This is a genomic window from Streptomyces lonarensis (assembly GCF_012033735.1).
Classification (GTDB): domain Bacteria; phylum Actinomycetota; class Actinomycetes; order Streptomycetales; family Streptomycetaceae; genus Streptomyces; species Streptomyces lonarensis.
In genome coordinates, this window is the sequence record NZ_JAAVJD010000052.1 from 1 (window position 1) to 20,678 (window position 20,678).

The 20,678-nt window shown below is 73.2% G+C and carries 17 protein-coding genes, 1 tRNA gene and 2 pseudogenes; 11 read left to right on the forward strand and 9 right to left on the reverse strand.

Annotated features, from left to right (window positions below; translation table 11 throughout):
* Positions 1–1,033: pseudogene (locus HCN56_RS09535) on the forward strand (LacI family DNA-binding transcriptional regulator); the annotation flags it as partial.
* 23 nt (positions 1,034–1,056) lie between these two features.
* On the opposite strand, the gene prcA reads toward HCN56_RS09535, so the two are convergent.
* The 3 genes from prcA to HCN56_RS09550 form a co-directional block, all read right to left on the reverse strand.
* On the reverse strand, positions 1,057–1,878 hold the full coding sequence (gene prcA, locus HCN56_RS09540) for a proteasome subunit alpha (protein ID WP_167969094.1): 822 nt from the start codon (positions 1,876–1,878) through the stop codon (positions 1,057–1,059).
* Between the two features lie 82 nt (positions 1,879–1,960).
* The gene (gene prcB / locus HCN56_RS09545) at positions 1,961–2,806 is read right to left on the reverse strand and encodes a proteasome subunit beta (RefSeq protein WP_167969095.1); all 846 of its coding nucleotides are present in this window, start codon (positions 2,804–2,806) and stop codon (positions 1,961–1,963) included.
* A gap of 132 nt (positions 2,807–2,938) precedes the next feature.
* Positions 2,939–4,429, reverse strand: coding sequence for a helix-turn-helix domain-containing protein (locus HCN56_RS09550; protein ID WP_312871152.1), 1,491 nt, complete (start codon positions 4,427–4,429; stop codon positions 2,939–2,941).
* A 281-nt stretch (positions 4,430–4,710) separates the two neighbouring features.
* Here HCN56_RS09550 and HCN56_RS09555 point away from each other — a divergent pair, with 281 nt between their 5' ends.
* Positions 4,711–4,899 carry a hypothetical protein gene (locus tag HCN56_RS09555; RefSeq protein ID WP_167969096.1) on the forward strand — a complete coding sequence of 63 codons (189 nt, stop codon included), beginning with the start codon at positions 4,711–4,713 and terminating at the stop codon, positions 4,897–4,899.
* Positions 4,900–5,618: 719 nt separating this feature from the next.
* Here HCN56_RS09555 and HCN56_RS09560 read toward each other — a convergent pair.
* Entirely contained in the window at positions 5,619–8,789 is a 3,171-nt protein-coding gene (locus tag HCN56_RS09560) for an AfsR/SARP family transcriptional regulator (protein WP_312871153.1), read from the reverse strand.
* Positions 8,790–9,110: 321 nt separating this feature from the next.
* Between HCN56_RS09560 and HCN56_RS09565 the strand changes: the two genes are divergently transcribed.
* The 4 genes from HCN56_RS09565 (at position 9,111) to HCN56_RS09580 (ending at position 12,608) form a co-directional block, all read left to right on the forward strand.
* The gene (locus HCN56_RS09565) at positions 9,111–9,503 is read left to right on the forward strand and encodes a nuclear transport factor 2 family protein (RefSeq protein WP_167969098.1); all 393 of its coding nucleotides are present in this window, start codon (positions 9,111–9,113) and stop codon (positions 9,501–9,503) included.
* A 473-nt stretch (positions 9,504–9,976) separates the two neighbouring features.
* Positions 9,977–10,732, forward strand: coding sequence for an ABC transporter ATP-binding protein (locus tag HCN56_RS09570; RefSeq protein ID WP_167969099.1), 756 nt, complete (start codon positions 9,977–9,979; stop codon positions 10,730–10,732).
* Positions 10,729–11,775 (forward strand): hypothetical protein, encoded by a 1,047-nt coding sequence (locus tag HCN56_RS09575; RefSeq protein ID WP_167969100.1) that lies wholly within the window; start codon positions 10,729–10,731, stop codon positions 11,773–11,775. The genes HCN56_RS09570 and HCN56_RS09575 overlap by 4 nt, the downstream gene beginning before the upstream one ends.
* A gap of 161 nt (positions 11,776–11,936) precedes the next feature.
* The gene (locus HCN56_RS09580; protein WP_167969101.1) at positions 11,937–12,608 is read left to right on the forward strand and encodes a hypothetical protein; all 672 of its coding nucleotides are present in this window, start codon (positions 11,937–11,939) and stop codon (positions 12,606–12,608) included.
* A 151-nt stretch (positions 12,609–12,759) separates the two neighbouring features.
* On the opposite strand, the gene HCN56_RS09585 is transcribed toward HCN56_RS09580, so the two are convergent.
* On the reverse strand, positions 12,760–13,797 hold the full coding sequence (locus HCN56_RS09585) for a hypothetical protein (RefSeq protein WP_167969102.1): 1,038 nt from the start codon (positions 13,795–13,797) through the stop codon (positions 12,760–12,762).
* A 47-nt stretch (positions 13,798–13,844) separates the two neighbouring features.
* A complete protein-coding gene (locus HCN56_RS09590) occupies positions 13,845–14,954 on the reverse strand; it encodes a DMT family transporter (RefSeq protein ID WP_167969110.1) in 1,110 nt (369 codons plus the stop codon).
* Positions 14,955–15,148: 194 nt separating this feature from the next.
* Here HCN56_RS09590 and HCN56_RS09595 point away from each other — a divergent pair, with 194 nt between their 5' ends.
* From HCN56_RS09595 to HCN56_RS09605, 3 genes are all read left to right on the forward strand, one after another.
* A complete protein-coding gene (locus tag HCN56_RS09595; RefSeq protein ID WP_167969103.1) occupies positions 15,149–16,087 on the forward strand; it encodes a LysR family transcriptional regulator in 939 nt (312 codons plus the stop codon).
* Positions 16,088–16,389: 302 nt separating this feature from the next.
* Positions 16,390–16,668, forward strand: coding sequence for a type II toxin-antitoxin system Phd/YefM family antitoxin (locus HCN56_RS09600; RefSeq protein WP_167969104.1), 279 nt, complete (start codon positions 16,390–16,392; stop codon positions 16,666–16,668).
* 287 nt (positions 16,669–16,955) lie between these two features.
* Positions 16,956–17,435, forward strand: coding sequence for an HIT family protein (locus tag HCN56_RS09605; protein ID WP_167969105.1), 480 nt, complete (start codon positions 16,956–16,958; stop codon positions 17,433–17,435).
* A 136-nt stretch (positions 17,436–17,571) separates the two neighbouring features.
* On the opposite strand, the gene HCN56_RS09610 is transcribed toward HCN56_RS09605, so the two are convergent.
* The 3 genes and pseudogenes from HCN56_RS09610 to HCN56_RS09625 form a co-directional block, all read right to left on the reverse strand.
* Positions 17,572–17,907 (reverse strand): helix-turn-helix domain-containing protein, encoded by a 336-nt coding sequence (locus HCN56_RS09610; protein ID WP_167969106.1) that lies wholly within the window; start codon positions 17,905–17,907, stop codon positions 17,572–17,574.
* A pseudogene (locus tag HCN56_RS09615) lies at positions 17,904–18,276 on the reverse strand (type II toxin-antitoxin system RelE/ParE family toxin). The gene HCN56_RS09610 and the pseudogene HCN56_RS09615 overlap by 4 nt, the downstream one beginning before the upstream one ends.
* 261 nt (positions 18,277–18,537) lie before the next feature.
* Positions 18,538–18,611 (reverse strand) — tRNA-Gly (locus tag HCN56_RS09625).
* 175 nt (positions 18,612–18,786) lie between these two features.
* Here HCN56_RS09625 and HCN56_RS09630 point away from each other — a divergent pair.
* Both HCN56_RS09630 and gdhA read left to right on the forward strand, forming a co-directional pair.
* The gene (locus HCN56_RS09630) at positions 18,787–18,942 is read left to right on the forward strand and encodes a hypothetical protein (RefSeq protein ID WP_167969093.1); all 156 of its coding nucleotides are present in this window, start codon (positions 18,787–18,789) and stop codon (positions 18,940–18,942) included.
* Between the two features lie 404 nt (positions 18,943–19,346).
* Entirely contained in the window at positions 19,347–20,675 is a 1,329-nt protein-coding gene (gene gdhA / locus HCN56_RS09635; RefSeq protein WP_312871155.1) for an NADP-specific glutamate dehydrogenase, read from the forward strand.
* Positions 20,676–20,678: the final 3 nt, after the last annotated feature.

Sequence of the window (20,678 nt, forward strand, 5' to 3'; positions counted from 1 at the left end):
CGGCACCACGGCCCGCGCGGACGGCGGCGGACGTCCGCCCCGGCCCACCAGCCGCGACGTCGCCGACCGCGCCGGCGTCTCCCAGGCCACCGTCTCGCTGGTGCTGCGCGACCGCTGGCACGGCCGGGTCTCCCCCGCCCGCGCCGAGTCCGTCCGCGAGGCGGCCCGCGAGCTCGGCTACCGGCCCAACCTCGCCGCCCGCAGCCTGCGGTTGGGGCAGCGGCGCACGGCGCTGCTGGTGGTCCCGGCGCTGACCACCGAGTTCTTCGCCCGCGTGCACTCCGGGGCCGCGCGCATGGCCGACGAGCACGACATCGGCGTGGTGCTCTACCCCTCCCCCGGCGGGGTGGGCCCGGCACCGGACCCGTTCGCCTCCGCCAGTGCGACGGTGGACGGGGTGATCGCCTCCTCGATGGCGGCCGACGCGCTGGCCGGTCTCCGCGACGGGGGCCTGCCGCTGGTCATGCTCGACAGCGAACCGGGACTGGCGCCCGCCGTCGCGACCGTCAACCCGGACATCGCCGACGGCATGCGGCAGGTCTGCGCCCACCTGCTGGAGCTCGGCCACCGCGACTTCGGCCACCTCGCCGCGGCGGTCGACACCTGGACCTTCCACTCGCGCGCCCGGGTGCTCGCCGAGTCGCTGGCCGCGACCGGAAGCGCGCGCCTCGTCACCGTGCAGCATGCCGCGCTGACCGTCCGCGAGGCGACCGCGGCCGCGGAGCGCGCGCTGCGGGCCTCGCCCCGCCCGACCGCGCTGGTCTGCGACGACGACGTCCTCGCCGCCGGGGCCTGCAAGGCGGCCCGGCGGATGGGGCTCCGCGTGCCGCAGGACGTCTCCGTCACGGGCATCGACGACCTGGTGCTCGCCGCTGCGGTGGAACCCGAGCTGACGACGGTCAGACTGCCCGCCGAGGAGATGGGCGCCGCCGGGCTCGCGGCACTGCTGAGCGTGATCGGGGGCCGCGAGGCCGGCAACACGCTGCTCCCGGTGGAGCTGGTACGGCGCGGCTCCACCGCGCCGCCGCCGGACGGCGGCGGGGGGGCGGTGCCGACTCAGTCGTCGGTGCCGCCCTTCGCGTCGCCGCCCTTCGCGCCGGTGTCCTTCTTCCCGCCGGAGCCGTCGGCGCCGGAGTCCTCCGCGCCCGGCTCCTCGGCGTCGGAGCCGGCGGAGTCGGCCGGTGGCTCCAGGAGTTCGGCGAGGCGCCGGCCCAGCACCCGCTTGAACTTGCGCCGCTGCGGCCGGGTGCGGTCCAGCACCGCGACCTCCAGCTGATCGCCCGTCAGCGGCCGTTCCCCGCCGTTGCCGTCCCGCCCGAGCGCCTGGACGGCCAGCCGCAGGGCGGCGCCGAGCGTCATGCCGTCCTCGTGCCGCTGGTCGAGGTAGGCGCTGATCTGGTCGGCGTTCCCGCCGACGGCGACCGAACCGTGCTCGTCGATGATCGAGCCGTCGTGCGGCAGCCGGTAGATCTGGTCGTCCTCGGGGGCGTCACCCACCTCGGCGACGATCAGCTCGACCTCGTAGGGCTTCTCCCCCGCGCTGGAAAAGATGGTGCCCAGCGTCTGGGCGTAGACGTTGGCCAGGCCGCGCGCGGTCACGTCCGCCCGGTCGTAGGTGTAACCCCGCAGGTCGGCGTAGCGGACCCCGCCGATCCTGAGGTTCTCGTACTCGTTGTACTTGCCCGTCGCGGCGAACCCGATGCGGTCGTAGATCTCGCTGACCTTGTGCAGGGCCCGGGAGGGGTTCTCCGCCACGAAGACGATGCCGTCCGCGTACTGGAGCACCACCAGCCCGCGCCCGCGCGCGATGCCTTTGCGGGCGTACTCCGCACGGTCGGCCATCGCCTGCTGGGGCGAGACATAGAACGGTGTCGTCACCGGCTGTCGGTCCCTTCCTCTGCTCCTGCGCCCGGGGGCGTCCGATGCCCCGGGGCTGCCTTCTCTGCCACCGAACGGCCGCCTAGACCAGGGGGGCCAGCGGCCCGTTGGGCAGCTGGAGCCGCCCGTCCAGGACGCTGCGCGCCACCGAGGTCACCTCGTCCTCGCCGAGCCGGCGGTAGCCGCCCTCCGCGATGACCGCGACCACGGGGTAGATCCGGCGCGCCACGTCGGGCCCGCCGGTCGCGGAGTCGTCGTCGGCGGCGTCGTAGAGCGCCTGCACGGCCACCGTCGCCGCCTGCTCCTCCGTCAGGTCCTCCCGGTGCAGCTTCTTCAGGGAGCCGCGGGCGAAGACGGAGCCCGAACCGACCGCGGCGAAGCCGTACTCCTCGGACCGGCCGCCGGTGACGTCGTAGGAGAAGATGCGGCCGGTCGCCCGGTCGGTGTCGTACCCGGCGAACAGCGGGACCACGGCGAGCCCCTGCATGGCCATGCCGAGGTTGCCCCGGATCATCGTCGACAGCCGGTTGGCCTTGCCCTCCAGTGAGAGGGTGTCGCCCTCGACCTTCTCGAAGTGTTCCAGCTCCAGCTGGAACAGACGCACCATCTCCACCGCGAGGCCGGCGGTGCCGGCGATGCCGACCGCGGAGTACTCGTCGGCGGGGAACACCTTCTCGATGTCCCGCTGCGCGATCATGTTGCCCATGGTCGCCCGCCGGTCCCCGGCGAGCACGACGCCGCCGCGGAAGGCGACGGCGACGATGGTGGTGCCGTGCGGCGCCTGCACCGCGCCCTGCACCCCGGGAAGGGGGCGGCTGCCGGGCAGCTGCTCCGGCGCGTGCGTGGACAGGAAGTCCATGAACGAGGAGGAGCCCGGGGTGAGATACGGCGCCGGGAGCCGGCCCTGGTCGTGGGAGTTGGCTGCCACTGATGTCCTTCCAGATTGGAGCCGGCGCGCCGCTCCCGCCGGGCGCGGGGCCCTGTGCGGACGGCGCGGCGTCGAACCGGTGCAGAGTACGCCACGGACCCTACCCGCGTCGGCCGCCCTGGCGGCCCTCGCTCAGCCGGCCGGTGCGGTCCGGTGGGCGGCGCGGATGAGCCGCAGCACCTGGAACCGGGTCCCGGCAGGCCCCGCGACGGTCCGCACCACCCCGCTGACCAGCAGGTCGCGCACGACGCGACCGCAGTGTGCGAGCGGGGAGCCCGTCAGCACCTCCACGTCGTCGAGGCTGAACTCGGCCTGCTCGGTGGCGCAGAGCGCCGCGAGCAGCGCCCGGTGGTCCGCCGGCAGGGTGTCGACGCGGCGCCGCAGCGCTGCGGGATAGCGGCCGGCGGTCTCCTGCTCGGCGAGGTGGTCCAGGAACGGCAGCGGGTCCTCGGCGAGGGGGCGCCGGAGCGCCGCCACGTCGTAGAGCACCAGCCAGGAGGCGGCGGCGAGCAGCGCCGCAGGCAGCCCGTCCAGGTTGCGGCAGATCTCGGTGACGGCGGCGAGGTCCTCGGCGGTGGTGACGGCGCCGGGGCTGACGCGCCGGGCGTCGTCGAGCAGCAGGCGGGCGGCGCCCGCCTCGTCCGGGGCGTCGGTGTCGTCGGTGGCCAACGGGGTGAGCAGGAAAACCCGTTCACCGGGGAGGCCCCAGGGCGCGTCCGAGGTCACCAGCAGCCGCAGGCCGGGGCAGTCGCGGAGCAGCCGTGCCAACCGCTCCGGGTGGGCGGGCCGTCCGGGGGCGCCGTCGATCACGACCACCGCCGGCTGGTCGCCGAGGTACTCGGCGAGGGTCGGCGCGTCGGCGTCCGCGGTACTGCCGCCGGCGGTCGGGTCGCCGGTGAACAGCTCCCGCACGCAGTCGAGCAGCAGCTGTCCGGGGCCCGGCCCGGGGGCGGCCGGGTGGCCGTCCCCCTCCTGCGACGCGTGGGCGAACCAGAGGACCGGCAGTCGTTCCTCGTGGCGGAGCCGGCCGGCGGCCTCCTGGGCCAGCCGCGTCTTTCCGGCGCCCGGGAGGCCCACGATGTGCACCAGCCGCTGGTCGGCGGTGGCCAACTCCGCGACGATGACGGACAGCTCGCCGTCGCGACCCGTCAGCGGACGCGACGCCGCCGGGGGAAGCGGCGCGGCCTGCGTGCCGTCGCACTCTGCCAGGCCGGCGAACCGGTGCTGTGCGGCTGCCTGTTGCAGTGTCTCGCGGGAGCGCGGTCCGAGCCGGAGCGCGTCGGCGATGAGCCGGACGGTCTCCGTCCGCGGTCGGCGCACCCGGTTCTGCTCCAGGTCCCGGATGGCGCGGACGCTGATGGTGGAGAGATCGGCCAACTCGCGCTGGGTGAGGCCGGTGCGGGTCCGGTGGCGCCGTATGAGCGCCCCCAGGCGGGGGAGTTCTTCGCCGCCGGGGCCGCGGGGTGCGGTGGCTGGGCGGTCGTCGGCGGCAACCGGCTGCTGGAGCGCGGTGCTGGTCGGGGGCGTCTCCCGCTCGGCGGGAACCGGTGTGTGCGGGCGGAGCGCCGGCTCGGGGAATCCGGTGCCGCGGCCCGACTGGGGGGTCATGGTGCTGGTGTTCACTGGCGCTCCTGCCACTCGGTCGGTCAGGCCCTAGGAGGTGCCGCCAGGGCGAATCGCGGAGTGCCCGCGGCGTCCTGTCGCCACTGATTCCGCCACGGGCCCCTATCGGCGGGGCATCGTCGGGCCAGCAGCGGGCAGGCGCGACCTATCACCACCCCGCGGGGCGGTGGCGCCTTCGGGATAACGAGGGGATAGGTACGGCGATAAGGCCGGGATTCCCGCACTCCCTAGCGTGATGACCACGAAGAACGAAGCGCATCACCGACTCGGGGAGAACCCACATGATCAAGGTCGCCGCACTCCGCACCGGTCTCGTCGCCGCCACCCTCGCCGCCACCGTCTCCGTCCTCGGCACCACCGCCGCCCACGCCGAGGAGAGCGTCACCCAGCCGGTGCCCAACACCCAGCTGGCCGAGCTGATAGCCGAGCACGGCGTCAAGGCCCAGCTCCAGAACAACCCCTGGGACTGACCCGGCTGCGCAGCTGACTGCGCCGCGGCCCCCTCGAACTCCCCAGCACAGCACGGACGTTCCGCACCTCGCAGGCTCCGCACCTCGCAGGCTCCGCACCTCGCACGTTCCGCGCAGCCGACGCGCACCGCGGACCCCCGCACGAGACACCCCCGCCCGGCACCGCGACCGGCGCGAGCGGCCCGCCACCGCAGGGCCCGCGCCCCGCCCCGGACGTACAGCGCACTCCCCGCCGGCGCCCGGCGCCCGGCGCCACCGCCGCAACAGCACCGCGCACGCGGCCACCGCGCTATCCGTACGGACCACCGGCTGTCGCCCGGTTCCCGCCGCGCCCCACCTGGCCCGGCACGGCCTGGCCCCGCACCGCTTTCGCCCGCCACCGCTTTCGCCCGGCACCGCTTTCGCTCGCCACCCGCCTTCGCCCGGCACCGCCTTTGCCCGGCCCCGCCCGGACCGGGGGCCGCGCCCCGCGCCACCTCACCGTTCCGGCCCGGCGCGCGCAAGCGGCGCGGCGCACACCCGGGACGGCCCACCGGACCCACGGACGACGGACCTTCGGACGACGTGCCCGCGGACGACGGACCTGCGGATGACGTGCACGCGGAAGCCGGCCCCGCGGGCGCGGGCCGACCGCGCGTCGGCGGCCGGCCACGGCGCGCCCCCTTCCGTCGCGGCAGCCACGTCCGCCCCGCCCCGGCACGGGGCACAGCCGGCCGCCGTCAGCCGCCGACGACCTCGCGCGACGCTGACGCGTCGTGCAACAGCTCCTCCGCCTCGCGGAGTTCCGCCGCCATCTGACGGTCCTGGAACGTCGCCGCGGCGATCTCCAGGAGCTCGCGCGATCGGGCCGCGTCCCCGAGGTCGTCGCGCCTCGCCAGGAGACGCGCGAGGTCGACGCGTACCGCCGCCGCCCCGCCGAGGTCCAGCATCCGCTCCCGGACCGCCAGCGACCGGTCGAAGAAGCCGTGCGCCTCCTCGAAGTTGCCGAGCCCCGTGTGCACCTGGCCGAGGTCCCGCAGCAGGTGCCCCTCGCCGATGACATCGCCGCCGCGCCGGCACAGTTGCAGCACCTCGCTGAGGGTGCGCTCGGCGGCCGCGTGCTCGCCCCGCTGGATCAGCACCTGCCCGACCCGGCGCAACGTGCGGGCCTGGCCGCCCTCGTAGCCGGCGGCCCGGTAGATCTCCAGCGCCTCGTCCAACTGGTACTGCGCCGCGTCCACTTGTCCGTGGCGCATGCGGATGTGGGCGCTCTGCGTCAAGACGATGGCCCGCCCCACGACGTCGCCGGCGCGGTCGAAGTCGGAGAGCGCCAGGGCGTACAGCCCGAGCGCCGCGTCGTCGTTGCCGCGGAAACGCTCCAGCAGCGCCAGGTCGCGGCGGCACAGCGCCAACCCCTCCGCCTCGTCCAGCTCGGTGAAGATCGACAGCGCGGAGCGCAGCGAGTCCTCGCACTGCTGGTGCTGGCGCCGGTTGAGGTAGAGCGAGCCCAGCGATCCCAGGACGGCCGCGGTGCCGCGCCGGTTGCCCGCCGCGGTGACGGCGGCCAGCGCCCGCTGGTGGGTCGACTCCCAGAGGTCGAGGTAGCCGCGCACCTCAAAGAGGGTGACGAGCCCGGTGGCGAGGTCCCAGCAGGCCTCGTCCAACTGCCCGTCCGCCGCCTGGTCGACCGCCAGCGTCAGGTTGGGCAGCTCGCTGTCCAGCCATTCCATGGGGTCACCGAGCAGTTCGTCCACGTGGTGGGCGGGCGGGTGCCAGCGGGGCGCCTCCCCGCGCAGCACGGTGTAGTCCCCGCCGTAGATCCGGCGGTGCGCCTGCCCCACGAGGGAGAGCCAGCCGCCCATCATGCGTTCCTGCGCGCCGGAACGTTCCTGCCGGTCGTCGTGGACGGCCAGCCGCTCCCGGGCGAAGACGCGGATGATGTCGTGGAAGCCGTAGCGGAAACCGCCGCCGGTCTCCACGCCGACCACGTCGAGCATCTGCGCGTCGACCAGGGGTTCCAGCAGGTCCGACGGGTACGGCCGGTCGTCGTCGAGGAGTGCGCCGGCCAGCCAGCCGGGCAGCGTCGTGCCCTGCGCCAGGCTCATCAGCCGCATCAGCCGCTGCTCGGCGGCGCCGAGGCCGTCGTGGGTGAGGGAGAGGCTGGCGCGGATGGTCATCTCGCCGTGGGTCAGCTCGTCCAGCCGGTGCCGCTCGTTGGCGAGCCGGTGGACCATCGAGGCCAGCGTCCAGTGCGGCCGGGCCGCCAGCCGGGCGGCGACGATACGCAGCGCCAGCGGCAGGGCACCGACCGTCCGTACGAGGGCGTGGGCGGACCCCTCCTCGGCGGCCACCCGCTCCGGGCCGATGACGCGGCCGAGCAGTTCCAGCGCCTGCTCGCCCTCCAGCACGGGCAGTTCCACCCGGTGGGCGCCCGGCAGACCGGTCAGCCGGGCGCGGCTGGTGACGATGACGGCACTGGTCCGGCTGCCGGGCAGCAGCGGACGGACCTGACTCTCACCTGCGGCGTCGTCCAGGACGACGACGATCCTGCGGGTGGCCAGTAACGTCCTGTACATCTCAGCTCGTTCATCGAGGCTGTCCGGGATCATCGGCCCGGGGATGCCCAGCGCACGCAGGAACCGGCCGAGGACCTCGGCCGGACTGGCGGGCACCGGGCCCGCGCTACGCAGGTCGCAGTAGAGCTGACCGTCGGGGAAGTGGCGTTCGCTGAGGCGGTGGGCGACGTGGGTGGCCAGGGTGGACTTGCCGATGCCGGGCTTGCCGACGATCACCGCGACGCCGACCGCCTGCTGGGCCGAGCCGCCCACCAGGACCTGCGAGACCTCCTGCACCAGGGTCTCGTTGCCGACGAAGTCGGAAGTGTCGGCGAGAAGTTGGCGAGGGGTCTCCGGGCGGAAGGCGCTGCCGTGCTCGCCCGGTGCCTCCGCGCCGGGTGCGCCCGTCCCCGTGTCCGGTCCCCTCTCCGGCGACGCCGCCGGCTCCTGCCGACCGGGCGGCGTCCCGGACAGGGTCGCGCCGGCCGGCGGCGCGCCGGGCGGGGTGGCTCCGGACTGCGCCGCGCCGGACGCCGGAGCGCCGTTCATTCCAGCTGATGGAAGTGGTTCCAGGTGGCCGCCGAGGCCGCCGTCCGCGACGGCGGGGTGGCCGGTCGTCCCACCGCCCGTGGTCACCGCCCGCAGCCCCGGGTCACCCGCGAGGATGCGCGCCTCCAACTCGCGTAGATCACTGCCGGGTTCCAGGCCGAGCTCCTCGATGAGCAGCTGGCGTCCCTCGCGGTAGCTGTCCAGCGCCTCCGCCTGCCGCCCGGAACGGAACAGCGCCAGCATCAGCTGGGCCCGGAGGTCCTCGCGCATCGGGTGCCGGTGCACCAGCATCCGCAGCTCGCCGACGAGCTGGTGGTGCCGACCGAGCTCCAACTCCAGGCGCAGCCGCGCCTCCAGTGCCGTCAATCGCTCCTCGTCCAGCTGCTGCGCCTGGTTGCGCAGCTGCTCACTCGTCACCCCGCTCAGGCAGACGCCCTGCCACAACTGGTCGGCCGCGCGGAACAGTTCGGCCGCCTCCCCCAGACGGCCCCGCCGGGCCAACGCTCTGGCCTCCGTGATGCTGCGGGTGAAGACGGCACGATCGACCGCCTCGGGGTCCGCGTTGAGGACGTAGCCCGGCGGCCGGGTCGCGATCAGTGCGTCGATCCTGGCCGAGCTGAGGATCTTGCGGAGGCGTGAGACGCAGATCTGCACCTGGGTGCGCGCCGTGCCGGGCGGGTCGTCCTCCCACAACAGGTCCACCAGGAAATCCGTGCTGACGACCCGGTTCACCTCCAGGAGCAGCGCGGCGAGGATGATCTCCTGCCGGCCGGGTGGCACGCGCACCGGACCGTCGGGCCCGTTCACCTGGAGAGGGCCCAGTATCCGGAACGCGTGAGCGTCCCCGGCCGGGGCCCTCGGACTCGAATCGTCTGCCATGCGTCCCCCGTGGTGCGCTGATGGTCACGTCGAGTGCCGACGGGTCGTCCGTCAGTCTCACCGAACCCGCGCCGCTCTGTCCATGGCGGGTGAAGATCTGGTGGCGATAGCACGGTGATAGCGGGGAGTTGCGGGCCCCGCGCACGCTGGTCCGGACCGGCCCCTCGCAGCCTCCGCAGCTCGGGGGCCGGAACAGCCGGTAGGCCCCCGATCTGCGGGAGCACCGGTGGGGTTCGGGAGGGGAAGCCGATGAACAGTCCAGGAGATGTGCGCCCCGCGCGGAGCGCGCGGCTCACGGCGGTGGGGGTGGATCACGTCCGACTGTCGTATCACTATCTGGACGCGGGGGACGTCGAAGGGTACGGATCACTGCTCGACGAGAACATCGAGGTGGCGCAGCCCGGCTCGGTCCACGGCAACGGCCGCGCCGAGGTGCTGCGTTCGCACGGGTCCCCCGACCGGACGCCGGTCCGCCACCGCATCCACAAGATCGTCGCGGACGGGGACAGCGTGGTCGCCCTCGGCCGGCTCGTCCGGGGGCCGGGCACCCGGGTGGAACTCGACTTCGTCGACCACTTCACCATCTCGCCGGAAGGCATGCTGCTGAGCTGTCGACGCTACTTCCACACCGACCCCCGCTGAGCCCGCGCCGCCGCGCCGGGCCGCCGACGCCCACGGCACGGCGAGCCGGTCGGTCGGTCCGCCCGGCGGGCGCCGAGTGCCTCGGTACCGATGAGGTGAGCAGCACCGTCACCGAGCGCGTCGACCAGCCTCTACGCTGTCACCTGCGTCACCGCCGACCGTCGACCGCGTTCTGCAACAACCGAGTCCGGAACACCCGGTCATTGGCGATCGGCACGCGCACGCAGTGCATCGATCGGTCGCTCTTCCCGTCGCACCACAACCCCCGCCGCTCCTTCGATGCCGGGCCGGACCGGCCCTGCGACCCGGCCGGTGGGCCGCAAGGCGCGACAGAGGTACGTGGCCCCACCCGACGGCCGCGACGGCGCAGGCAGGAGGGGCGCTGCGGCCCGGTGGATTCGACATCGGCAGGCGGCGTGGCCGCCGAGCTCAACGTGCGCTCCCAGCCCGCCACCTCCCGAGAGGCATCGAACATGTCAGCCGTTCTCATCTGCCACGGTGTGAGCAAGACCTACGGCAGGCGCACCGTGCTGGACGGCGTGTCCCTCAGCGTGGAGGCCGGTCGGGTGACCGGCCTCCTCGGCCTCAACGGCGCGGGGAAGACCACGTTGATGCGCATTGCCACCGGGCTGGTCAGCCCGACGTCGGGCAGTGTCCGCGTGCTGGGGCACGGGCTGCCGCTCCGCCCCGCAGTCCTGGGCCGTGTCGGCGCGGCCCTCGACGCACCGGCGTTCTACCGCTGGATGACGGGCCGGGCGATGCTCCGGATCCTGTTGGACACGGCCGGCTTACGAGACGACGGCAGGCTTCAGCGTTCCCTGGAGCGCGTCGGCCTGGACGAGGCGGCCGACCGCAGGGTGGGCACCTACTCCCAAGGGCAACGCCAACGGCTTGCCCTGGCGGCCGCACTGCTCAAATCACCGGATCTGCTGGTCCTCGACGAGCCGACCAACGGCCTGGATCCGTCCGGTGTCCGGCTGGTCCGGTCGATCGTTGCCCAGGAGGCCGCCCGCGGCGCCGGTGTCCTCATCTCCAGCCACCAGCTCGACGAGATCGCGCGTGTCTGCGACAGCGTCGTGATGATGTCGCGCGGCGTCGTGAGTGCGGCGGGGACCGTGGAGGAGCTGGGTCTCGTGGAGGCCGACGGTCCGGAGGGCCTGGAGGAGTGGTTCTTCGCCCACCAGGATGTGGCCGACCGACCGGCGGGTTCCGAGGGCGGCCGACCATGAACACCTGGTTCCGCCTGTTCGGCGCCGAACTGCGTCGAACGCTGATCCGGCCGCTGTCGGTCGGCCTGCTGCTGCTCATGGCGCTGGGCGCCACCGTGCAGGCCCTGTCGGTACAGGACATCGCGCACGGCAACCTGGCGCAGGTACGCAGTGGAGCCGAACACCTCACGCCCGACGGTTGTGCGGCGGACGCGGCAGAACTACCCGCCGACGCCGGTGTGTCGCCCGATGTCTTCTACCAGGACTGCGTGAGCAACCTGCCCCGGACGGCTGAGATGTACCAGCGGATCGAGGCAGGGTTCCTCGACACCGCGGCGCAGTTGGCGCCCGCCCAACACCCATTGGGTGCGGTCGGGGCGGCGTTCGGTTGGCTTGCGACCGCGCCCGGACTGCTGGCGGCGCTGCTTCTCGCCGCCCACTTCACAGCGGGAGAATGGTCGCGGGGGACGGCGGTGCCCCTGCTGCTGCACGAACAGCGCCTGTGGCGGCTGTTGTCGGCCAAGGCGGCGGTCGTGCTGGCCTGGTTCCTCGCCACGGCAGGGGCCATGTCGCTCTCACTCTGGCTGCTCGCCGTTCTCCACACCCGCCGCTCGGCCCCGTTGCTCGGCCACGTGTCCGACAGCGAGGTGTGGGCCTTCGCGTCGCAGCGCATCGGTGCCGGCTCGCTCGTGATCGTGGTCGCCTCGTTCGCCGCGGTGGGGCTGGCCGCCGCGCTGCGCTCCCCCCTGCGGACGGTGCTGGTGGGTGTCCTCGTCCTCGGTGTGCTGACTCTTCCTCTCACGGCCTGGCTCCCGGGCGCGGTCGTCGCGGACGCCCTGGGTCTGCAAGGGCACCTCAACGTCTGGGACCACCTCTGGTCCGCACCGTCGGACTCCGCCGTACCCGCGGCCGCCCGGGCGCTGCCGTGGCTGATGGCTCTGGCCGCCGCGATCGGCCACGGTTGGCGGGTTCGTCCTCGGAGCCTCGTATGGCCGACTCGCGGGCAACGGCCCACCTTCCGGAGCCGGTCGGCCGGCCCCCCGGCTCCCGGTGGGCACCGCTGAGAGCGGAGCTTCGCACCGGCGCCCTGCCCGCGCTGGTCCTGGCGTTCGCCGTAGCGGCGGTCGTCTCCGCCCGCGCAGCGATGCTGCACGGGGAGGCGTATGCGCGGGGTACGGCGGGAACCGACGCGACGCTCGCCTCTCTCCACACCGTCACGGGCGCGGTGAACTCCGCTGCCCTGCACCATGCCTCCCTGCTCGGACTGTTCTTCGTGGCGTCGCTCACCGCGGTCATGGTGGCCGGTGCTCTCGAAGGCGGGGTCTGGGCGCTGCTGCGGCTGCACGAGAACAGGGTCTGGCTGCTCGTGGCGCGCAAGCTGACGGTGGTGACGGCGCTGGCCGGCGGGAGCCTGCTTCTCACGGCGGCGGTCCTGTGGACCGTGATGTGGGCATGCCGCGCGATGCAGCCGCCCGTCGCGCCGCCCTCGCGGGAAGCAGCCGCCGGCCTCGTGGTCGATGCCTCCGGCCCCGGTTGGGAGGAGGTCGCACCTACGGTCGCCGCCGCGCTGCTCGTTCTCGTTGTCTTCGCGGCATCGAGTGCCCTCGCAGCCGCGGCCACGCGTGCGGTCATCCCCGCGGCGGTCCTGGGAGCCGCGCCCCTGACCGTCACGCTTCCCCTGGTCACGACCGAGGTGCGGACATGGACTCCCCACTACTGGATCGCCCGCTGGATGGAGTTTCCGGACGGCGGCCAATGGCAGCTCTACTGGTGGAGCTCCGCGCCCAGCGGCGGCACCGCGGTGGCGGCGGGCATCCTGGTGTCGCTCGGGGTCCTCGCCACGGGCGCGGCCTGGCGGGTGCTGCGCGCCGAGCGGTCACTGACGCCCCGTACGTGAGGTCAGCCGTGCCCGCGCAGCAGGGGTACCGCGGCCCGGCGGCGGGGGCGGGGCTCCGCCCCAGCAGCCCGGGCGGCGGCCGAGCGTTCGACGGCAGCCGGGCGCCCGTGCGCCGAAGCGCCCGGGCAGCTGTTGCGTGCGCCCGGCCGGTCTATGCGCCGATCCGCTCGGAGACGCAGACGTGGAGCGGGGGGTGGATGTCGGCGGTCGACTCCAGCACGCCCGGGTAGGTGAGCCGTGTGCCCGGGTACGGGCTTTCGCAGTGCAGCGGCACGGAGGAGAACACCGAGCTCCCGTCGGTACGGTACGCCAGGCCGTCGGGGCCGACCAGATGGGCCGAGCACCGGTCGGCGGGCGGGTCGACCAGCAGGTCGGCGGTGCGGAACGCCCGCTGCCCGGCGCCCCCGACATCCCCGGCGCCCCCGACATCCCCGGCGTCCCCGGCGTGCCCGGTGCCCCCGTTGCCCCCGGTGTCGGCGTCGCCCCCGGTGTCCGGTGGTGCGCCGGGATGCCCGGGGCCGTCGGGTTCGCCGAGGTCCGTCCAGGCGAGGCAGTGCAGCGAGCCGGCCGGTGAGTCCAGTCCGGGGAATGCGGTGACGCGGATGTGCTGCGTGGGCAGCGGCCCGCCGCACACCGTCTCGCCGTACGGGGTGTGCCAGGGCGAGCCGGCCGCGCACACCACCGCCACGGAGAGGCAGGCCGTCGTGCCGCCGGGCGTACGGAAGGACACCGGGACGCACTCGGCCGCGGCGCCGCCCGGGGGGTCGGGCAGGAAGTCCCCCGGTGGATCGGTGTTCGGGGCCGGGGCCGGCAGCGGGTCCGGTGCGACGGGCGGCGGTGCCGTCAGGGCCGGTGGCACCGGGCCCGGCCCTCCCTGCCCGTCCTCGTGGCCACCGGCGTCGACCCCGTCACCCGCCTCCGGGCGGGTGGAGTCGGGTGGTACCGCGGTCGAGGACCCCTGCGCGCGGAGCGGGGGCGCCGACGGCTGCTGCGCCAGGTACAGCACGAGCATCGCCGCTATCACCGTCACCGCGGCGCCGCCGGCGAGCACCGCCTCCCACGGGAGTCGGGGAGGGTGCGGCGGGAGCTGTTCGGGGACGACCGGGATGTTCTGCTGTGTGTCCGCTTCCAGGAACGCCCGCTCCTCGTCGGTGAGCTGCGGCCCCTGCGACGGCGGTGGTGTGGTCACGGTCTCCCTCGCTCACTGCTGAGACCGTCACCGTAAGTGCCGCCGCCTCACCGGTCGGACGGCTCGCCCGAAGCGCAACCGGGTCGTGATGCAACCCGGTTGGGCGCCACCCCGGCCGGCGCGGCCGAACACGGCTCGGCCGCGCGGCGGCTGGGCCGCGCGGCCGCACCACCCCGGTCGGACGGGCTCGCCGGCGACGGCGCTGCTGCCGCCAACACCACGGGCGTGGCGGCCGGGCGGGCGGCCGGACCGGCTGTCGTGGCCGTGGCCGCAACCGTGACCGGGGGCTGCGGGGCGACCCGCCGGGTGAGCGCGACGCCCAGCAGGATCACCGCCATCCCCACCAGCACACGGGCGTTCAGCTGCTCACCGAGGACGACCACCCCCAGCACCACCGAGACCACCGGCAGCAGGTACCCCACCACCGCGGCGTTGGTGGCGCCCTCGTCGTTGATGATCCGGTAGGTGAGGTGGAAGGTGACCGCCGTGCAGCAGACCCCCAGCACGACGGCCGCCGCCACCACCGCCGCGCCCGGCGCGACCGGGACCACCGCGCCGCCGAACGGCAGGACGGCCGCAGCCGTCAGCCCGCTCGCCGCCACCAGCTGCGCCGCGGAGAGCGAGACCGTCGGAGTGCCGCGGCCGACGAGGGTGCGGCCCATGTACGTGAACGCCACCGCGTAGCTCGCCGCGGCCCCGACGATGGCGAGTGCGCCCCAGCCGGTGGCGATGCCCGACTGCCAGGGCGCGAAGAGCACCACCGTGCCGACGAAACCGAGCACCAGCCCCGCCAACCGCGCGGGCCGAACGCCCCGTTCGCTGCCGAGCGCCAGTCCCAGCGCGATCGACCACAGCGGCGTGGTGGCGTTCAACACCCCGGCCATCCCGGAGGAGACCGTCTGCTGCCCCAGGCTGAAGAGCGCGAACGGCAGCGCGTTGCAGAAGAACGCCGCCACGGTCAGGTGCCGCCAGACGGTGAGCCCCCGGGGGAGGCGCCGCCCGCTGACACGGCAGGCCGCGACAAGAACGAGCGCCCCCAGCACGCAGCGCGTGAAGGCGACCTGCAGGGGGGACAGCCCGCGCAGCGCCAGGTCCGTCCAGAGGAAGGTCGAGCCCCAGAGGGAGGCGAGCAGCGCCACCCGGCCCCAACCCCGCAGCCCACGTGTCGCGCCGCTCGCACTGCTCGTACCGCTCGTGCCACTCGTACCGTTCACGCCGGTCACGCCGTTCACGTCGTCTCCGCTCGCTCGGCCGCTGCTGCGGGAGAGGCGGTCCCGCGCAGTACGACGGTGCCCGAGCCGACCGATGAGAACAAGCGAATGATTACGCCTGGTCTGTTAAGTTTTGCTACATGCTCGATGTGAGGCGCCTCCAGGTGCTGCGCGCGGTGGTCAACAGCGGGACGGTCACCGCCGCCGCCACCCACCTGGGCTACACCCCCTCGGCCGTCAGCCAGCAGATCGCCGCGCTGGAACGGCAGGCCGGCACACCGCTGTTCGAGCGGGTGGGCCGCAACGTGCGGCCCACCGCTGCCGGGCTGCTGCTCGCCGAGCACGCGGCCCTGATCGGGGCCGCGGTGGCCCGCGCGGAGAGCGACCTCGCCGACCTGCGGGCGGGCCGCACCGGCCGGCTCTCGGTCCGCTACTTCGCCACTGCGGGGTCCACCCTGGTGGCGCCCGCGCTGGCGCGGTTGCGGGACACCCACCCCGGTGCCCGCGCCGACCTCCGGCTGTCCGACCACGAGGACCCGCTCCAGGAGGTGCTGCGGGGCGACGCCGACCTGGCCGTGGTGGTCGGGCCGGCCGACCGCGAGGTCGGCGCGGGCGTCCATCTCGTCCACCTGCTCGACGACCCGTACGCCGCCGTACTGCCCGCCGGGCATCCGCTGGCCGGCGCGGACGCCGTCGACCTGCACGAGCTGGCGTCGGAGCAGTGGGTCGGCAGCGAACCACCCGGCCCCTGCCTCGAACCCGTCGTCAACGCCTGCGCCGCCGCCGGCTTCACCCCCGACTTCGTGGTCCAGAGCGAGGACTACGCCACCGCCCAGGGGTTCGTCGCCGCCGGGCTCGGCATCGGCCTCATGCCGCGACTGGGGCTGCGCGCCCAGCACCCCGGCGTGGTGGTGCGCCCGGTACGCAACCCCGAACCGGTCCGCGCGATCTCCGCCGCCGTCCGCAGAGCCGCCCTCGAACGCCCCGCGCTCGTTGGCCTGTTGGACGCGCTACGGGCAGCCGCAGCCGACGGCGTCCGGCCGACCGGGACGCCCCCGACCCCAGCGCCGCAGAGCTGACGACCGGCTACCGGAGACCGGTGGTCGGCCGAGTTGGCCGCGGCCGCCGTCGGACCACGGGCCGACGCGCGCCGAGCCGCGCGGACTCAGCAGACGTGCTCCTGTTGTGAGCCCCGGACGCCCCGGACTTTCGCGTAGAGAGGGCAATGGCCGGCGGGAGCGAGGGACGGCCCGGTCTTCGGAACCGTCGCATTGTCGATCGCGCGGTCACCCGTTGCCTTCGCTCTGCCCTGTACGTTGTTCCGCACGACCCTGGTGCGGTTTTCAGTACCGACTCGGGTCGGGAGGGGAGAGGGACTCCGATGACGATCAGTGCGAGCGAAGCGTTCACCAACCTTTCCCCTCTGATCAAGCAGGTCAACGAGGATCACGCCCCCGTCCGCATCAGTTCCGAGCAGGGTAATGCCGTGCTCATGGCCGAGGACGACTTCGAGGTCTGGCAGGAGACCATGCGCCTGCTGTCCACACCCGCCGATGCCGCCCGTCTGCTGGCCGCCGTGGCCCGTGACAAGGCAGGCCAGGAATCGACGGTCACCACCACCATGGACGAACTGCGGAACATGGCTGAGGGTCCCCCGTGAGAGACACCAACTGGAGCACGGACGTCGGGGAGTTTTCGTCGCACGGGAAGCTCCTCTGATGTTCGAGAACGCCTTCCACGCCACCCGTCCCGGGGTCCGTGAACACCGCTGCTGACCGGCGTTGTCCGCTCCGAAGGACACGGATGGGGCACGGCCGTCGAGCCCCGGTCGCCTTCGGGTGCCCGAGGAAGGGCACGAGCGCTCGCGAGAGCCCCGGGCCCTCCTGCCGATGGAGCCGGTCTCCGCGCGAACAGCGATTCGCTCTCGTCAGCTTGTACGTTCTGGATATGACTGGTGATTGGCGAATGGATCGGATCGGGGCCGCGCTCAGGGGTGAGAACCCGACTGTGCTGCGACGGTTGACGGCGGGGTTCGCGGTGATCGGGGATGTTCAGTTCCTGCCGGGCTACTCGGTTCTGCTGGTGGACGAGCCGGAGGTGCAGCGGCTGTCGGACCTGCCGAGGGCCAAGCGGCTGGCGTTCCTGTCCGACATGGACCGGCTCGGCGAAGCGGTCGAGCGTGTCTGCCGGCGGCTGGACCCGGCCTTCCTGCGGGTCAACCTGGAGATCCTGGGAAACACGGACCCGTTCCTGCACGCGCACGTCTGGCCGCGGTTCGCGTGGGAGCCCGCCGATGTGGTGGGCGCCCCGGTGTGGCTCCATCCGCGTGAACGGTGGAGCGAGGAGCGGTCCGGGCTCGGTCCGCAGCATGACGGACTGCGGGAGGCGATCACCGACGAACTGGACAGGCTGCGCTCGTCGACCTGACGCACAGCTGGCACGATCACACGGCGATGGGGAGATCAACAGAAGAGGGTGTTCTCATCCTCAGCAGTAGCGCCGGGCACTCCGGTGCGCCGACGACTGGCGCTGCCCGGATGTCGATGCGGCCAGGGCCTGTGGCCTACGCGGCGTGAGTGTCCGTTCCGCGCAGGATGTACAGGTCGTCCCCGAAGACGGCGGAGATCTGGATGCGGCCGCCAAGAGCGGCGACATAGCGGGCGATGACCTCCACGGTGGAGACCTCTCCTCGCTCGATCTGCGAGATCCGGCCCTTGGTCACGCCCATCAGTTCCGCGACGTCGCTCTGTGTCAGGCCGAGAGACGTGCGACGCTCGGCAAGCCGATGCCCGTCGATGTACGCCTGGTTGCGCTTGCGGGCCTCGGCTACAGCCTCGCCGCCGCCGGCACCCGCAACAACCTCGGCACGTACATCGCTCCACTTGGGAAACTTCTTCATTGCTGTCCCTCCTCGGCTTCGCGTTCCTTCACGTACTCGACGTACAGCTCTTCCGCGCGTGGGATCGCCTGGCGGTACCAGGCCGACCAGTTCCCTGATTTGTCACCGCCCACCAGCAGAATCGCCGAACGCCACGGGTCGAAGACGAACAGGAGGCGGATCTCGGAGCGGCCTGCGGAGCCGGGGCGTAGTTCCTTGAGGTTGTGGACCTGCGCCCCTTCGAGTCGATCAACGAGCGGGCGGCCCAGGCCGGGGGCCACCCTCCGCGAGCCGGTCGATAGCATCCACGACCTGCGCCTTTGATTTCACGTCCAGGGCGTTGATCCAGGCGAGGATCTCATCGGTGACGCGGATCTCCCACTCCTCCATGCCGGGAGTGTAGCAAATACTCTACTTCCGGTGGATTCCCGACAGTGGCGGCCACCTGTCCAGCGATGACCATCTGCCGACGGGTGGCGTGCTTCTACTGGGCGCGCAGGTTTCCGTTTCGCGGGCCCTTGCTCCTGCGCGGTCGTCGTTCATCGAGGACGAAGAGTGCTGCCAGGCGATTGTGCAGCGAAAGTCCCGGCGGGCTCGGACACAGCGAAGGCCCAGGTTGAGGACGGTGTCCTTGGCCTGGGCCTTTTCGTGTGGAGCGGGCGACGAGAATCGAACTCGCGCTCTGAGCTTGGGAAGCTCATGTTCTACCATTAAACTACGCCCGCGCGTGGCGCCCCGGAGGGTGCTCGACGGTCGTTACTGTACCTCATCCGCCCGCTCACACGCAGCGCTGCGGGGGCCGGTCGGCGGAGGTGGGGCGTGGCCCGTGCGGCGTGCGCGGGCGGGGGCGGAGCATCCCCTACGGTGGCGGGGTCGCCGTCGATGTACAGGAGCGGGCCCTTGCAGACCACCGTTGTGCGCTGTGCCGAGGGGCACCAGTTCAGCACCCGTGAGTTCCCCATGCAGCACCTCAGTGCGGACCGTATCGGCCCGGCCCGGCTGCTGCGGTGTCCTCGCTGCGCGCGGTTGCGCAGCGCGGTGCCGGTCGGGAAGTAGCGCGGGCGCGGCACGGAAGCAGCCGCGGTCGGGCCGGCGGAGCGCCGGTCGGGCCGCGGCTCCGTGAGGCGGTGTCCACCCTGTGGGCAGGGTGTGTGTGGTGGTGAAGCTGCGGGTAGCGGCGGTGGTGTGGTTCCGGTACGGATCGTTTCTGGGCGGTTCGGACTCCTTTTGTTCCGTTTCGTGATCGTCCTGGGTGCTTGCCGCGCCTCGGAGGGTGCCGGCCGGCGGGTGTCCGGCGGGCTCGGACTGGGTCGGCGCCGAAGGCGGCCGACGACCGCCTCTCGACGGCGGTACGGGCACGGGTCTCACCGACTCCGCCCGGCGTCGGGACCGCTGTCGAGCCGCAAGAGTCTGCCGTGTGGGGAACCATCGGTCAGCCGTGTACGAGGAGAACTGCATACGTGCTTGAGGAGATCTACGCCCACGTCCTGCGTCGCAACCCCGGGGAGCGGGAGTTCCACCAGGCGGTGCGCGAGGTGCTGGAGTCGCTGCCGGTCGTGCTGGAACGCCGACCGGAGCTCTGCGACGGGTCGCTGCTGGACCGGCTCTGCGAGCCGGAGCGGCAGGTCATCTTCCGGGTGCCGTGGACCGACGACGAGGGCCGGGTGCACGTCAACCGCGGCTTCCGCGTCGAGTTCAACAGCGCGCTGGGCCCCTACAAGGGCGGCCTGCGGTTCCACCCCACCGTCAACCTCGACATAGTGAAGTTCCTCGCCTTCGAGCAGACCTTCAAGAACGCCCTCACCGGCATGCCGATCGGCGGCGGCAAGGGCGGCAGCGACTTCGACCCCAAGGGCCGATCCGACGCCGAGGTCATGCGGTTCTGCCAGTCGTTCATGACCGAACTGCAGCGCCACATCGGCGAGCACACCGATGTCCCCGCGGGGGACACCGGCGTCGGCGCCCGCGAGATCGGCTACCTCTTCGGCCAGTACCGCCGGATCACCAACCGCTTCGAGGCCGGTGTCCTCACCGGCAAGGGCGTCGGCTGGGGCGGCTCGCACGCCCGGCCGGAGGCCACCGGGTACGGCCTGGTGGTCTTCACCGCCGAGATGCTGCGCGTCCGCGACCTGGAGCTGGAGGGCATGCGCGTCGTCGTCTCCGGCTCCGGCAACGTGGCGATCCACGCGGCGGAGAAGGCGGCCGCCTCCGGCGCGACCGTCGTCGCCTGTTCCGACTCCGGCGGCTACGTCGTCGACGAGGAGGGGCTGGACCTCGACCTCCTCAAGCAGGTGAAGCTGAAGGACCGCGCCCGGCTCAGCGCCTACGCCGACGAGCGGGGCGGCGCCGAGTACCACGACGGCGGACGGGTCTGGGACGTCGCCTGCGACGTGGCGCTGCCCTGCGCCACCCAGAACGAGCTGGACGAGGACGCCGCCAGGACGCTCATCGGCAACGGCGTCCGCGTCGTCGCCGAGGGTGCCAACATGCCGACCACGCCCGAGGCGGTGCGCGCCCTCCGGGAGGCGGACGTGCTGTTCGCCCCCGGCAAGGCCGCCAACGCCGGCGGGGTCGCGACCAGCGCGCTGGAGATGCAGCAGAACGCCTCGCGGACGCTGTGGACCTTCGAGAAGACCGAGGACCGCCTCACCGAGATCATGAAGCACATCCACCACACCTGCCACGACACCGCCGAGCGGTACGGGCGGCCCGGCGACTACGTGGCCGGCGCCAACATCGCCGGGTTCGAGCTGGTCGGCGAGTCGATGCAGGCCCAGGGCGTCATCTGACCC